This window comes from Actinomadura sp. NPDC000929, assembly GCF_040492065.1.
GTDB classification, from domain to species: Bacteria; Actinomycetota; Actinomycetes; order Streptosporangiales; family Streptosporangiaceae; genus Spirillospora; species Spirillospora verrucosospora.
Window position 1 is genome coordinate 127,205 of sequence record NZ_JBEUPA010000002.1, and the last position, 13,990, is coordinate 141,194.

A 13,990-nucleotide genomic window follows, 5' to 3' on the forward strand; every position below is an offset into this window, starting at 1 on the left:
TGTGAGGGCCACTTTAAGCGTGCTCGGGGGCCGCCGAGACCGCTCGGCCGGAAATGGCGTACATCGTCGACCGGGGGCCGGCCTGCGCGAGCGCGTCGACGGCGGCGGCGAACCGCGTCATGGCGTCCGGGTGCTCGGGGCCCAGGAGGTAGTCGCGGAGCGTGCGCCGCTCCGCGGCCAGCGGGTCCTGGCCGGGCGTCGCCGCGACGGCGAGGATGTCGGCCAGCTCGGCGCAGCCCGGGTTCAGCAGGTAGGCGGCCGACGCGGACGGGAACTCGGTCCTGAAGAGGTTCTCGTCCATCCCGTCGGGGTTGGTGACGACGTAGGGCTTCAGGCTCGGGATGTAGTCGGAGATCACGCTGGAGATGTCGGTGATCAGCATGTCCGAGCGGTTGAAGCACTCGTAGAGGGAGGCGTCCGCGCCGGTCACCACCTGGTGGCCGCCCGCGCCGCCCCGGTTCGCCTGCTCGATCATCTTGATGAGCCGGGCGTGCACGGCGGCGGCCTCCGCCAGCCGCCGGCCGGTGTAGGGGTGCGGCCGGTAGATGACGCGCAGCCGCGGCCCCTGCTCCAGCAGCGTCCGGACGATCCGCTCGCCCATGCCGAGCAGGGAGCTGTAGCCGTGCTCGTTGTCCCAGCCCTCCCAGGTGGGCGCGTACAGGACGGTGGGGACGGGCCCGCCGGACGGCTCGGTGGTGATCTCACCGAGCTGCGGGCGGCCCACCTCGACGATGGCCTCGTCGCGCACCCCGGCGTCGGAGTTGTGGTACCGGTCGCGGCCCGCCGGGCCGGCCACCCACACCTCGTCGAAGACCTTGCTGACCGGGTTGGAGCTCGGGCCCTTGTCGCTGTCGCCGTGCCCGACGAACACGTGCTTGATGTGCTCCTCGCGGAGCAGGTGGAGGTTCTTGCCGGTGTTGCCCGGGTAGAGCGCGACCTTCACGGTGCCGAGGTCGAAGTTCATCATGTCCTCGGCCCGGGTGATGCACACGACGGGGAGCGGGGTGGGCGCGAGCGCGCCGACGACCTCGGGGGAGCGCACGAGGACCATCGCCTTGCGGTCCAGCCGCTCCAGCGCCTGGAGCCACATGTTGGCCTGGTAGACGGTCGTGGGCGGCCCGGTGAAGTACAGGACGACCTCGGGCTTGTACCGGTCGACGCGGCGCTGCACGTCGCGGCCCGTCCGCTCGGCGTTGAGGAGGCCGCGCATCCGGCGCAGCCGCGGCAGCTGCGCGGCGGCGACGGCGACGGCGACGGCCGCGGTGCCGAGGAGCCCGGCGGCCACCAGGGCCGGGAGGCCGACCAGGAGCCCGACGGTTCCGAACAGCAGCGGCAGGAGGTCGGCCTGGCCTTCCAGGAGGAGGGTGAGCCGGGCATGCCGGGGCGCGATGGGGGCGGGCAGCGCCGGCTCGCCCTGGCCGAGGCCGCGGGTCGCGAAGGGCAGCCGGTTGACGCGGCGCGAGGCGACCGCGCCGGCGAGGGTCGCGGCCCGGAGCCAGTCGACCAGCAGGAGGCCGACGGCCGCCAGGACGACGGTCGGCCGGCCGGCGTCGCCCGACTGGACCAGCAGCAGCACCAGGGCCCCCTGCCGGACCAGCACCCGCGCGCCCGGGCTCATCTGGCCCCAGCGCAGCGGCCTGGCCGCGTCCGGCAGCGTCCGGCCGACGGCGTACTCGGCCGCGTAGCAGAGCACGGCGGCGCCGAGGAACGCCCAGGGCGACCCGGCCGTGGCCGCCCCGATCAGCAGGCCGAGTGTGAGGGGCAGCCACAGCACAGACGAGTACCGCGTGAGAGCCGAGTACCGGGAGACGAGACGCCGCACGGCACACCTCCGTCTTGTCAGCGCCCGAGGGGTGGCGCAGTGGGGGAGAGGGGAAGGGGGGACCGCGCCCGCCGGGCCGAGCGGGCGCGTGCGGGGGAGCGGCGGTCAGCCGGAGCGGCCGCCGCTGAGGGGGTCTTCACGGCGCACGTCGATGACCTGCCCGGTGAGGCCGGAGAGCAGGACGTTGAGGGAGGTGCGGGCCACCTGGTCGGCGCTCAGCAGCGTGTGCGGGGGCTCCTGGCCGAACGCCGCGGTCCGCATGGGGGTGCTGGTCCGCTCGGGGTTGATGCAGTTGATCCGCACCTTGTCGCCGGACCACTCGTCCGCCAGCGCCTGGGTGAGGTTCACCGTGGCGGCCTTGGCGGAGGAGTACAGGCTGTAGTCGGCCCGCCCGCGGGTGTAGGAGCTGGAGGTGTAGAGCAGCAGCTGCCCGCCGGTCTTGGCCAGGTAGGGGAACGACGCCCGCGCGATGTGGATCGGCGCGAGGTAGTTGACGCGCAGCGCCTCCTCGATCGCGTCGGGGTCGATCGCGTCGAGCCGGCCGATCCGCAGGATGCCCGCCGTGTTGACGACGAAGTCGACGCGGCCGGTCGCCGAGTAGGCCTGCGCGAGCGCGCCGGCGACGTCGTCGGGACGCTCGACGTAGGTGCGGGTGGCGCCGCGGCTGTAGCCGAAGACGCGGGCGCCGAACCGCTGGGCCAGTTCCGCGATGGCGGCGCCGATGCCCTGGCTGGCGCCGAACACGACCATCGTCTTGCCGCCGAGCGCCTCGGCGTACTCGGCCTCGGTGAGGTCGGGGGCGTCGGAGGAGGCGAGCTGGAACAGCTTGTCCGCGACGAACATGTCGACCGGCTCGGTGACCTTCATGTTGTGCTCGTCGCCGGGGACGACGTAGATCGGGGTGCCGGGCAGGTAGCGCAGCACCACGGTGCAGTCGTCGGTCGCCTCGAAGTCCTCGTCCCGCCACGCCTTCTCGTAGGCGTCGCGGATGGTGGCGAGGCGGAAGCCCTGCGGGGTCTGCCCGCGGCGCAGGTTCGCCCGGCGCGGGACGTCCACGATGACGTCCTCGTCGACCTGGATGATCGTGTCGGCGGACGGGATGGCGACGTCCACCGCCCGGTGCTCGCGCAGCGCGGCCACGCAGTCGCGGATGATGCGCTGCGACAGCAGCGGGCGCACCGCGTCGTGGAACAGCACGCTGGTCGTCTCGGCCGGGTGGTCGGCGAGGGCGTCCAGGGCGAGTTGCGTGGTGGCGTTCCGGGACGTGCCGCCCGGAAGCACGGCCTTGACCTTGGTGCAGCCGGCCTTCCGCACGCAGTCCGCGGCGTCCTGGAGGAAGCCGGGGTTCATCAGGACGATGATCTCGTCGACGTCGGGGGCCTCCTCGAACACGCCCAGCGTGTGTTCGAGGATCGTCTTCCCGGCGATCTTGAGGAGCTGCTTGGGAGTGCTGAGACCCATCCGCTGTCCGCTGCCACCCGCCAGGATGACGGCGACGACGCGATGCTCACCCTGCGGCGCCATGACCAATGCGACCGTCCTTCTCCTTCATGGCAGCCGGAACGGCGGCCGAAAACCGAACGTGATGCAGTCACCCGTGGGACCTGGGGGTGCGGGCGGCGCGGCTTTCGCAGGGCTGGTGATCCGCACAGGGGGGAACTGCCGCCTTACTGTACCCGGTCTGTAGAACTTTGAGGCGAATTCATCGACCTTCCAGCTTCCTGTAACCCTTGCGTGACGGGGCCTGCGGCGTCCCTGACCATGATCGTCGCGGCCCGGGGCGCCCGCGCGCGAGATCGGTCTCACTTGCCGAAGAGGGGCCTCATGTCGGGTTCGACGGCCCAGCGGGTCACCCGGCGCACCGGGGAGGTGCTCAGCACCGTGACGATGACGAAGCCGGCGAGAAGGGCCGACAGCACGCCGGGGATCGTGTCGAACCAGGCGAGCTTGTGCCAGCCCTCGAACGTGAACAGCCGCATCACGAAGCCGTGCAGCAGGTAGCCGTAGATGGTGGCGGAGCCGAGGTCGCTGTACCAGGTGCGGCGGGACGGGGTGACCGCCAGGAAGGCCAGGATCAGCACCGTCCCGGTGAGCATCAGCCCGGCGCGCATCACGGTGCCGGTGAGCTCGTCCACGCCGAGGTCGCCGTTGGAGGTGTCCCAGTTCAGCCAGCGCGCGTTCATGCGGTCCTGGGTGAGGTACGCGCCCGCGAGCGCGGCGGCCAGGAGCGCGGCGCCCGTGATCCGCGCCCACGGCCGCCGGACGATCTGGATCACCTCGGGCGACAGCGTCAGCCCGAGGACGTAGAACGGCGCCAGCCCGAGGATCCGGTACAGGTCGAGCGTGTTCCCGATGTCGGCCATGTAGGTGAGGAGGGCGACGAGCACGGCCGTGGCGAGCGGGAACCTGAGCCGCCGCCACACCGGGGTGAGCAGCCGCCAGACGAACAGCGCCAGCAGGAACCAGGTCAGGTAGTAGGGGTCCAGCGCGTCGAACTGGAACGGCCGCCCGTCGACGCCCCAGGCGAACAGGCTGTAGGCGCACTGGAAGATCAGGTACGGCGCGATGGTCGAGCCGACAAGCCGCACGGCCTTGTCGTCGGTGAGGGTGAACCGCTTGGACAGGTATCCGCTGATCATGAGGAACAGCGGCATGTGGAACAGGTAGATGAAGTTCCAGAGCGCCGCGGCCAGCGGGACGTCCCGCAGGCCCGACAGCGCGTGCCCGCCCGCGACGAGCAGGATCGCCAGGTACTTGGCGTTGTCCAGGTGCGGGTCGCGTCCTCGGGGAGCCGGACCGCCCGCTGACCGCGGCTTGTCCTGCGGGCGCTCGGCGGGGGACGCGGCCGCCGGCGCGGAGCCGGGGACCGCCGCCTCGGCGGAGTCTGGAACCGCCACGACGGACGCCTCGGGTGTCTGTGTCATGAAAGATCTCTGATCCTGGGAGGGGCTCGTGGAGCATACCTAACGAATCACGACAGAACCCTCGGAGTCACCGCGCGCGGCCGGGGCGTCACGGGCGGGCGCCGCGGGACCGGGCCCGCGGATTTCGCCGGGCGCGCCGCGCGCAAGATCCGCTGAGGCGGGTAGACCGGCGGTTACGCCGTGCGGCGGCCCTCACCGGACGCCGCGGGCGGGGCGGGGGCCCGGGAACGGGCCCGGCGGGCGCGGGGACGAGGAGGGGCATGGGATACGGGAGGTCCACCCGGCAGGGGGTGGTGATCATCGCCGGCGGCGCCGTGCTGCTGGCCGGTGTCGCGCTGCTCGTGCTGCCCGGCCCCGGGCTGCTGCTGGTGCTCGCGGGCCTGCTCATCCTCTCCCGGGAGTTCCCCGCGGTGAACCGCTACGTCGAGCCCGTCCGGGAGCGGGCGATCCAGGCCGCCGAGGAGAGCGTGACGTCCTGGTGGCGCCTGACGGGCTCCATCCTCACCGGCCTCGCGCTGTTCGGCGCGGGCGTGGCCTGGGGGCTCGTGGACGAGCTGCCGCTCAGCGGATGGAGCACGGGCTCGGGGCTCATCCTGTCCGGCTTCATCCTCTTCGGGCTGCTGTTGTGGAGCTGGCGGCGGGTCAGGGCGCGCCGCACGGAGAGCTTCCCCGAGTGACGTGCCGGGCGGGCGGCCCGCCGCGGCCGGGCCCGGCCACGGCGAATGTTCCGCCGGGTTGATCCGCCGGCCGTGCGCGCCCGTGCAAAGGGCATGGGCATCCTTCTTCGTGTACTCGTGGCCGCCGGACTCGCGGCCGACGCCGTCGTGCACTGGCGCTTCGCGCCCGACATGGCCCCCGGGCCGAACACCCCGAGCGACGTCATCCCGGGAGACGACCTGTTCTACGGCCAGGCGATCGCGGCGGCCGTCGCGGCCCTGCTCGTGCTCGCCTGGGCCCGCAGGTGGACGTACGCGATCGCGTTCGTCGTCGCGGCGAGCGCGGCCGGCGCCGTGCTGCTGTACTACTTCGTCGACTTCGGGCAGATCGGCCCGATCCCGCGGATGTACGACCCGCAGTGGTACGCCGACAAGACGATCAGCTTCGCCGGTGAGGCCGTCGCCGCGCTCGCGGCGCTGGCCGGGTTCCTCACCGCGGGCAGGGGGGAGCACGCGGACGCGTCCTCGGCCGCCGTGCGGTGACGCGGCTGTCGCTCGCCGTACCTGGTGAGACGCGTCACGAGCCGCGGAGGCGCACCGGACCCGGGTCAAGGGAACGTGTCCGGTACGCCCCGGTTCGCCAAGGCCCTTGACCCGCGAATTGAACGCTCGTTCAATATCGGTATGGGGCGCATCGCGGGCGTCACTCGCGCGGAGACGCGGGAGCGGCTGCTCAGCGCCGCCGCCGACGAGTTCGCGCGGCGGGGCTACGACGGGACGCGCGTCGCCGACATCGCGCGCGCCGCCGGCGTCAGCAACGGCGCCCTGTACGCGCACTTCGACTCGAAGGCCGAGCTGCTGGTGGCCGCGCTGCGCGCGCACGGGCGGCGGCTGCTGGCCGACCTGTTCGACGCGGAGCCCGACCGCCCGGTCGTCGAGCTGCTGCTCGCCATCGGGCGGTGGCTTCCGAAGCGCCGCGACGCCCGCGCCCACCTCGTCGTGGAGGCCCTCGTCGCGGCCCGCCGGGACGGGGAGGTCGCCGGCCCCCTGCGCGACTACGTCGGCGAGCGCGCCGACTGGCTCGCCGGCCTCATGCGCATCGCCCAGGCGGGGGAGGAGATGGACCCGGCGCTGTCGCCGAACGCGCTCGCCCACCTCTGCCTGGTGATCGGGATGGGGAGCGCGCTCATCCCGCCGGACATGCACGCCGTCGGTGACGAGGAGTGGGCCTCGCTGCTCGCGCGGATCGTGGGCGCGCTCGCGCCGCCCGTCCCCGCCGCCGTCCCACACGGGAGGAACACGATGAAGGTGCGGATCGACCCGGAGCGCTGCCAGGGCCACGGCCGGTGCTACGACCTGGCCCCTGGCCTGTTCGGCGAGGACGACGAGGGCTACGGCACGGTCCTCGGCGACGGCGCCGTCCCCGAGGGCGGGGAGCACGAGGCCCGCCTGGCGGTCGCGAACTGCCCCGAGCGGGCGATCGACGTCCTCGGGGAGGAGTGAGATGACCGCGGACGACCGCTTCGACAGGGACTTCAGGGAGCAGCGGGAGGGCCGCCCGCTCGGCACCCGCAACGAGGTCGTCACGGGCCCGGTCTCCGACTGGGCGACCGACTTCTCCCACCTGGAACCGGAGTGGGCCGCCGACCCGTACCCGATCCAGGACGACCTGCGGCGGCGCTGCCCGGTCGCGCGGACCGAGCGGTTCGGCGGCGGCTGGCTGCCGACCCGCTACGAGGACGTCGCGGCGATCGCCTACGACACCGAGCGCTTCACCTCCCGCTCGGTCGTCATGAGCAACTTCCGGCCGCCGCGCGAGGCGGCGCCGATCGGCGTCACGCCGCCGATCTCCTCCGACCCGCCGTTCCACCACGACGCGCGCCGGCTGCTGCTCCCCGCGTTCACGAGGTCCGCGGTGGCGCGGCTGGAGCCCGCGACCAGGGCGTACTGCCACGAGCTCATCGACTCCTTCGAGGGCCGCGACGTCGTGGACGCCGCCCACGAGTACGCCCAGCACATCCCGATCCGGGTCATCGCCGACATGCTCGGCTTCCCGCCCGAGGACGGGCCCCGGTTCCGGGAGTTCGTCGAGAACACCCTCGAAGGGGTCAACCTCCCTCCGGACGAGCGCATCGCGCGCATGGACAAGCTGTTCGACTACCTGCTGGAGCAGATCCGCGACCACATCGCGAACCCCCGGGACGACCTCACCACCTACCTCGTCGAGGCCGAGCTGTACGGGCGCAGGCTCGAACCGTCCCACGTCTCGGGGACGATGGCGCTGCTGCTCATCGCGGGGATCGACACCACCTGGAGCGCGATCGGCGCCTCGCTGTGGCACCTGGCGAGGACGCCCGCGGACCGCGAGCGCCTCGCCGCCGACCCGTCGCTCGTGCCGACCGCGATGGAGGAGTTCCTGCGCGCCTTCGCGCCCGTGACGATGGCGAGGCTGGTGCGGGAGGACATGACCTGGCGCGGCGTCGAGATGAAGGCCGACGACTGGATCCTGCTGTCGTTCCCCGCCGCCAACCGGGACCCGGCCCAGTTCGACCGGGCGGACGAGATCGTCATCGACCGCGAGGTCAACCGGCACGCCGCCTTCGGCCTCGGCATCCACCGCTGCGTCGGCTCGCACCTGGCCCGGATGGAGCTGCGCACGGCCCTCGAAGTCTGGCTGGAGCGCGTCCCGTCCTTCACCCTGGCCGACCCGGCGGCGGTCACCTGGGCCGCCGGCCAGGTCCGCGGCCCCCGCACCCTCCCCGTCCGCATCACCTGAGGCGCTCGGCCAGCCGGGGGAGCAGGCGGAGCGCGTTCGCCCGGTCGACGGCGCGGTGGGCGCGGTCGTCCAGCACCGGGTCGCGGTCGAGGTCACGGGTGTTCAGCGCGACCTCGCGGGCCGAGTTCGCGGGCCAGTCGGTGCCGAACAGGACGCGGTCGGCGCCGACGGCCGCGATCAGGGACGGCGTGGCGTAGGGGGAGACCGGCAGGGCCGTGTCGTAGTGGAAGCGGCGGAGCGCCGGGCGCATCCGCGCCGGGAGCGGGCCGCCGTCCTCCCGGGCCGAGCGCTCGGCCCGTCCCGCCATGTACGGCAGGAACCCGCCGCCGTGGGACAGGATGACCGACACCCGCGGGTACCGGTCGAGGGTTCCGGCGGCGATCAGGCTGAGCGCGGTGCGGGTGGTGTCGAGCAAGTAGTCGGCGAGCCAGTCCCCGACGCCCGGAGCCTCGGCCAGGCCCCTGGGCGCGACGGGGTGGGCGAACACGACCGCGCGGCGCCGGTCGAGCTCGGCCCACAGCGGGTCGAACATCGGGTCGCCGAGGTAGTGCCCGGCGGCCGAGGTGTTGAGGAGGACCCCGTCCGCGCCGAGGTCGTCGAGGGCGTGGGCGATCTGCCGCACGGCCAGGTCGGGGTGGAGCATCGCCGCGTTGGCGAAGAAGCCGAACCTGGTGGGGTGCTCGCGCACCAGCTCGGCCAGCGACTCGTTGCACACCTGGACGCCCGAGACGGCGAGCCTCCGGTCCGTGAACGCCTCGGCGGGCACCGGCGCGGACGCCACCCCGGCGGCGATGCCGTTGGCGTTCATCGTCCGCAGGGTGCTCGGCAGCGTCCAGCGGGCCCAGGACGGTCCGCCGGTCGGCGGGAGGAGGCCCTGCTCGATCGCCCATTCCCGCATCCTGCGCGGGACGGCGTGGTGGTGGGTGTCGATCCTGCCGCGCGACCGGCCGGGGACGGCGGCGGCCGCCTCACCTGCCGGAACGGCGGCCGCGGCCATCGCCAGGCCGGTCACCTGCAGGGCGCGGCGGCGGGTCGTCTCGGGCATGCGGGTCTCCTTCGCTCGTTCGACGGGCCGCCCACCCAAACTCTCTCTCATAAGAAAGTCTCATCTGAGACTATATCAGAAGGCTCTAAACTGGAGCGATGCTCGACGACCTGCTCGAACGCATCCTGTCCGAGGACGGCGACCCGGCCGTCCGGCACGTGGGCCTCGGCATGCTGCTGGCCACCGCGCACAACCGGAGCCGGGCGAGCATGAACGACGAGCTGCGCCCCCTCGGCGTCGACGTGCGGGCGTTCTGCATGCTGCTCGCCCTGGAGATGTACGGGCCGTCCAGCCAGCGGCGCCTCATCGACCTCACCGGCATCGACAAGTCCACGATGGTGCGCGTCGTCGACGAGCTGGAGGCGGGCGGCCTGGTCCGGCGCGAGCGCGCCCCGCAGGACCGCCGGGCGCACTCCATCAGCCTGACCCCGGACGGGACGCGCACGCTGGAGCGCGGGCGGCGCGCCGCCGCCGACGTGGGCGAGCGGCTCTTCGGCCGGGTCGGCGGAGACCAGCGGGACCGCCTCGTGGAGCTGCTCCGCCGGATCGCCGAGGACGCGGGCTGAGCGAACCGCCCGGGGCGGCGCCGCGGGGGCGTGTGTCGTAAGCGGAGGCCGTGGCGCTGAGTAAGAGAGAGGTCACGCGGTAGAGAAGTCCCTAGCGCCGTACAGGAGAGAGTGAACATGATCCTTTTGCTGGGCCGGCCGGCATGAGCGGTGCGGACGAGGTCGTCGTCCACGAGACGCTGCCGTCCCGCGTCCTGATCGGGCCGGGCGCGAGCGATCTCGTCGCGGACGAGGTCGCGCGGATCGGGGCCGGAAGGGTGCTACTGGTCGCGGCGCCGTCCGCCGCCGGGCCCGCCGACCGGATCGCCGGGGCGCTCGGGGCCGGGCTCGCCGCGCGCTTCGACCGTCCGGCCCCGCACACCCCGGTCGCCGTGACGGCGCGCGCCCTGGAGGCGGCCGCGGGCGCGGACTGCGTGGTCGCGGTCGGCGGCGGCTCCGCGATCGGTCTGGCCAAGGCGGTGTCGGCGCGGACGGGGATGCCGCAGGTCGCGGTGCCGACCACGTACGCGGGTTCGGAGATGACGCCCGTGCTGGGGGAGACCGAGGACGGCGTGAAGACCACGCGCCGCGCTCCGACGCTGGCGCCCGGGACGGTCGTCTACGACCCCCGCCTCACCCTGGGCATGCCGTCCGGGCTGACCCGGACCAGCGCGATGAACGCGCTCGCCCATGCCGTCGAGGCCCTGTGGGCGCCGGACGCCACGATGGTCACGGACGCGCTGGCGACCGAGGCCGTCGCCGGCATCCTGGGCGCGCTGCCCGACGTGCTGGACGACCCGGCGGGGCCGGAGGGGCGCGCGCGTCTCCAGTCGGCCGCGTGGCTGGCCGGGATCTGCCTGGCGCGCACCCGGATGGGGCTGCACCACCAGCTCGCGCACGTCCTCGGCGGCGCGTTCGGCCTCCCGCACGCCGAACTGCACACGATGCTGCTGGCGCACGTCATGGCGTTCAACCTGCCGTCGGCGCCCGCCGCCTCGGCCCGGCTGGCGCGGGTGGCCGGGCCGGACCCGGTCGCGGTCGTCGCCGCGCTGGCCCGGGAGCACCGGGGCCCGACCCGCCTGTCCGCCCTGGGCGTCCCCCGCGAACGGCTCCCCGAGATGGCCCGGCGCGTGGCCGCCGACCCCTATCCCAACCCGCGCACGCCGGACGCCGAAGCGGTCGCGGAACTGCTCGACGCGATGTGGTGAGCGGCCGGTGGCGAATGTTTCTCGCGATATTCGAATAGGGATCGCCGTTCTCCCGCGGTCAATGAACCAGTCAATGGGATCCTCTATTCTCGGTGTATGTCCACTCCCGGTCCGGAGCCCGAATCGAAATCGGTTCGGGTGCTGATTGTCAGTGACAATCCGGTCTCCCGGATCGGATTCGCGTCGCTGCTGGAAGCGGTGCCGCACGTGGTCGTCGCCGGGGGCGCCCCCGTGGACCGCGCCCCCGCCGCCGTCCGCGACCACGCGCCCCACGTGGTGCTGCTGGACGCCTCGCCGCCGCACCCGGGCACCGTCGGACGGCTGGCCCGGGCCGGGCCCGGCGTCCGGATCGTCGTGGCGACCGCGACGCAGGACCCGCACGTCCTCGTGCGGGTCCTCGCCGCGGGGGCGCACGGCTGCCTCACCTACGGCCACTTCGAGCCGGCGGAGCTCGCGGACGTGCTGGTCGCGGCCGGGCGCGGGCAGTCGTCGCTGTCCCCGCCGGTGGTGACCGCGCTCGTGCGCTGGCTGCACGACGGGACGCGCCGCCCGCCGGTCCGGCCGGATCCCGGGCTGACGGCCCGCGAGGCCGAGATCCTGGACCTGATCGCCGCCGGGCTGACCAACCGGCAGATCGCCCGCCGCCTGGTCATCGCGGAGAAGACCGTGAAGAACCACGCGCACCAGATCTACAAACGCCTCGGCGCGGCCGGCCGCGAGCACGCCATCGCCCGCTGGCGGGAATTGCGCCCGGCGTCCGCCGGCGGCGGGACGGACGTTCCCTAAAACCGTTCATGGGCGGCGACAAACCGATCGCCGCAGGTCCTGCGGAGTCCTAGGACCGGTCCCGGTCGAAGACGGGACCGGCCCCCGCCTTTACTTGCCTGTTGCGGTCCCGCATGCTCTGGGCGTCCGGTTCGAAAGAACTCAATCGCCTTTCTATTCGGGATGTGAACGGTGTTGAAATTCAGTCGTCGCCGTCGCGTGCTCCGGGAGGCCCGGTGAGCCTCCCGCGCCGCCCCGCTCTCAGCGTCCTCGCCGGGGCGCTGGCAGCGGCCGCCCTGACCCTCTGCCCGCAGCCCGCGGCCTCCGCCGCCGGGCCCCGCGTCGACCTGCGGGTGCTCGTCGTCACCGACGGAAGCGGCTCGGTGTCGGCCGTCGCGGACCGGTTGACGACCGAGGGCGTCCCCCACATGACCGTCGACCTGCGCGACTCCGGCCGGCCGGTGATCGACGAGGCGTTCCTGTCCGACACCGTCGACGGGGCGCCGCGCGCCAAGTACCAGGCCGTCGTGCTGCCCAACGCGGCGCCGTTCTCCAACGCCGCCGAGATGACGGTGCTCGCCGACTACGAGAAGCGGTTCGGGATCCGCCAGCTCGACTCCTACGTCTACCCGTCCGCCACGGTCGGGATGAACGCCCCCGGCTACGCCGGCACCTTGGACGGGACCACGGCCGAGGTCACCGGCGCCGGGCGCGGCGACGCGTTCCGGTACCTGCGCGGGCCCGTCCGGTTCGACGACAACGCCGCCGACGTCGGCGAGAGCTACGGCTTCCTGGCGACGCCCCTGCCGGACGATCCCGCGACCGGGGCGTCCTTCCAGACGTTCCTCACCGGAACCGTCCAGGGCAGGACGGGCGCGCTCGGCGGCGTCTACACCCACGACGGGCGCAGCGAGCTGGTGCTGACCTTCAGCGCCAACAGCGACCAGTGGCAGTTCCGGACGATCGGCCACGGCATCGTCACCTGGCTGACCAAGGGCGTCCATCTCGGCTACAGCCGCAACTACTTCGGCGTCCACGTCGACGACGTGTTCCTGCCCGACGCGCGGTGGAGCACCGAGGACGACTGCACTCCGCACGAGGACTGCGAGGGCCCGACGTTCACCGAAGAGATCCGCATGAAGCCCGAGGACGTCGCGTTCGCCGACCAGTGGCAGACGCGGCGCGGGTTCGCGCTCGACCTGGCGTTCAACGGCGACGGCAGCGACGACGAGATACGCGAGAAGGGAGGCGACCCGCTCGCCGACGCCTTCGTCGCCGCCCGCGGCAGGTTCCGCTGGCTGAACCACACCTTCGGCCACACCTACCTCGGCTGCCGGCAGGACCTGCGGTTCCGGCCGTGGACGTGCCTGAAGGACCCGGAGACCGGCGAGACCCTCTACGTCGGCGCCGACGACATCGAGCAGGAGGTCACCAGGAACATCGACTGGGCGACCGCCCGCGGCATCGCCCTCGACACCCGCGAACTGGTCACCGGCGAGCACTCGGGCCTGCGCATCCTGCCGCAGCAGCCCGACGACAACCCGAACCTCGGGCCCGCGCTGGCCGCGGCCGGCGTCGAGTGGACGGCGGGCGACGCCTCCCGCGAGAGCGGGCAGCGGGAGCTCGGGGGCGTGCGGACCGTCCCGCGCCATCCGCTCAGCGTCTTCTTCAACGTCGCGACGGAGGCCGAGGAGGTCGACGAGTACAACTACCTCTACACGCGCCGGGCCGACGGCGGCAGCGGCCTGTGCGAGGACCACCCCGACACGGCGACGTGCATCGCACCGCTCGACCCCGCCACCGGGTTCACGTCCCACATCGTCCCGACCGACGCGCGGATCACGCTGTCGCACGTCCTCGGCAACGACCCGCGCCCGCACTACGCGCACCAGTCGAACCTCACCGAGGGCCGCATCCTGTACACGCTGCTCGACCGGGTCCTCGCCGACTACCGCGCGGTGTTCGCCGACGACACCCCGGTGACGAACGTCCCGATGGCGGCGGCGGGCGCGGAACTGCGCCGGCAGGACGCGTGGCGCGCCGCGCTCAGGGGCGGCGGCGTCACCGCCTACCTCCAGGACGGCAAGGTCACGATCAAGGCGCCGGGCGGCCTCGACGTGCCGGTCACCATGCCGGAGGGCACCCGGGAGGGCGGCGAGCCGTTCGGCCGGGCCTACGCGGGCGAGCGCTCGGACCACCGGGCCGGGGACGTCACCCTCACCCCGCCCGGAGCCTGACGTTGGAGATCA

12 protein-coding genes are annotated in these 13,990 nt (G+C 73.3%); 8 read left to right on the plus strand and 4 right to left on the minus strand.

Annotated features, from left to right (window positions below; genetic code table 11):
• Positions 1–13: 13 nt before the first annotated feature.
• The 3 genes from ABWI04_RS01375 to ABWI04_RS01385 all read right to left on the minus strand — a co-directional run bounded on the left by ABWI04_RS01375 (position 14) and on the right by ABWI04_RS01385 (position 4,746).
• On the minus strand, positions 14–1,822 hold the full coding sequence (locus ABWI04_RS01375) for a CDP-glycerol glycerophosphotransferase family protein (protein WP_353831081.1): 1,809 nt from the start codon (positions 1,820–1,822) through the stop codon (positions 14–16).
• A gap of 105 nt (positions 1,823–1,927) precedes the next feature.
• A complete protein-coding gene (locus ABWI04_RS01380) occupies positions 1,928–3,346 on the minus strand; it encodes an SDR family NAD(P)-dependent oxidoreductase (protein ID WP_345182899.1) in 1,419 nt (472 codons plus the stop codon).
• Between the two features lie 278 nt (positions 3,347–3,624).
• Entirely contained in the window at positions 3,625–4,746 is a 1,122-nt protein-coding gene (locus tag ABWI04_RS01385; protein WP_345182900.1) for an acyltransferase family protein, read from the minus strand.
• A gap of 260 nt (positions 4,747–5,006) precedes the next feature.
• On the opposite strand from ABWI04_RS01385, the gene ABWI04_RS01390 reads away from it, so the two are divergent.
• The 4 genes from ABWI04_RS01390 (at position 5,007) to ABWI04_RS01405 (ending at position 8,178) form a co-directional block, all read left to right on the plus strand.
• Positions 5,007–5,423 carry a PGPGW domain-containing protein gene (locus ABWI04_RS01390; protein ID WP_345182901.1) on the plus strand — a complete coding sequence of 139 codons (417 nt, stop codon included), beginning with the start codon at positions 5,007–5,009 and terminating at the stop codon, positions 5,421–5,423.
• Between the two features lie 117 nt (positions 5,424–5,540).
• On the plus strand, positions 5,541–5,945 hold the full coding sequence (locus ABWI04_RS01395; protein ID WP_345182902.1) for a hypothetical protein: 405 nt from the start codon (positions 5,541–5,543) through the stop codon (positions 5,943–5,945).
• 141 nt (positions 5,946–6,086) lie between these two features.
• Complete coding sequence (locus tag ABWI04_RS01400; RefSeq protein ID WP_345182903.1) at positions 6,087–6,905, plus strand: TetR family transcriptional regulator; 819 nt, start codon at positions 6,087–6,089, stop codon at positions 6,903–6,905.
• A gap of 1 nt (position 6,906) precedes the next feature.
• On the plus strand, positions 6,907–8,178 hold the full coding sequence (locus ABWI04_RS01405; protein WP_353831082.1) for a cytochrome P450: 1,272 nt from the start codon (positions 6,907–6,909) through the stop codon (positions 8,176–8,178).
• Here ABWI04_RS01405 and ABWI04_RS01410 read toward each other — a convergent pair.
• A complete protein-coding gene (locus ABWI04_RS01410; protein WP_353831083.1) occupies positions 8,171–9,223 on the minus strand; it encodes an amidohydrolase family protein in 1,053 nt (350 codons plus the stop codon). The genes ABWI04_RS01405 and ABWI04_RS01410 overlap by 8 nt on opposite strands.
• 98 nt (positions 9,224–9,321) lie before the next feature.
• Here ABWI04_RS01410 and ABWI04_RS01415 point away from each other — a divergent pair, with 98 nt between their 5' ends.
• From ABWI04_RS01415 to ABWI04_RS01430, 4 genes are all read left to right on the plus strand, one after another.
• Positions 9,322–9,789, plus strand: a complete 468-nt coding sequence (locus ABWI04_RS01415; protein WP_345182906.1) for a MarR family winged helix-turn-helix transcriptional regulator — start codon at positions 9,322–9,324, stop codon at positions 9,787–9,789.
• 143 nt (positions 9,790–9,932) lie between these two features.
• Positions 9,933–10,976, plus strand: coding sequence for a maleylacetate reductase (locus ABWI04_RS01420; RefSeq protein ID WP_353831084.1), 1,044 nt, complete (start codon positions 9,933–9,935; stop codon positions 10,974–10,976).
• Positions 10,977–11,114: 138 nt separating this feature from the next.
• Positions 11,115–11,762 carry a LuxR C-terminal-related transcriptional regulator gene (locus ABWI04_RS01425; protein WP_353831085.1) on the plus strand — a complete coding sequence of 216 codons (648 nt, stop codon included), beginning with the start codon at positions 11,115–11,117 and terminating at the stop codon, positions 11,760–11,762.
• A gap of 215 nt (positions 11,763–11,977) precedes the next feature.
• Entirely contained in the window at positions 11,978–13,978 is a 2,001-nt protein-coding gene (locus ABWI04_RS01430) for a hypothetical protein (protein ID WP_353831086.1), read from the plus strand.
• Positions 13,979–13,990: the final 12 nt, after the last annotated feature.

Excerpts from the sequence above, each read along its gene's own strand:
- ABWI04_RS01380 (WP_345182899.1), bottom strand. The coding sequence starts at position 3,346 with ATGGCGCCGCAGGGTGAGCATCGCGTCGTCGCCGTCATCCTGGCGGGT.
- ABWI04_RS01385 (WP_345182900.1), bottom strand. The coding sequence starts at position 4,746 with ATGACACAGACACCCGAGGCGTCCGTCGTGGCGGTTCCAGACTCCGCC.
- ABWI04_RS01390 (WP_345182901.1), top strand. The coding sequence starts at position 5,007 with ATGGGATACGGGAGGTCCACCCGGCAGGGGGTGGTGATCATCGCCGGC.
- ABWI04_RS01400 (WP_345182903.1), top strand. The coding sequence starts at position 6,087 with ATGGGGCGCATCGCGGGCGTCACTCGCGCGGAGACGCGGGAGCGGCTG.
- ABWI04_RS01405 (WP_353831082.1), top strand. The coding sequence starts at position 6,907 with ATGACCGCGGACGACCGCTTCGACAGGGACTTCAGGGAGCAGCGGGAG.
- ABWI04_RS01410 (WP_353831083.1), bottom strand. The coding sequence starts at position 9,223 with ATGCCCGAGACGACCCGCCGCCGCGCCCTGCAGGTGACCGGCCTGGCG.
- ABWI04_RS01415 (WP_345182906.1), top strand. The coding sequence starts at position 9,322 with ATGCTCGACGACCTGCTCGAACGCATCCTGTCCGAGGACGGCGACCCG.
- ABWI04_RS01420 (WP_353831084.1), top strand. The coding sequence starts at position 9,933 with ATGAGCGGTGCGGACGAGGTCGTCGTCCACGAGACGCTGCCGTCCCGC.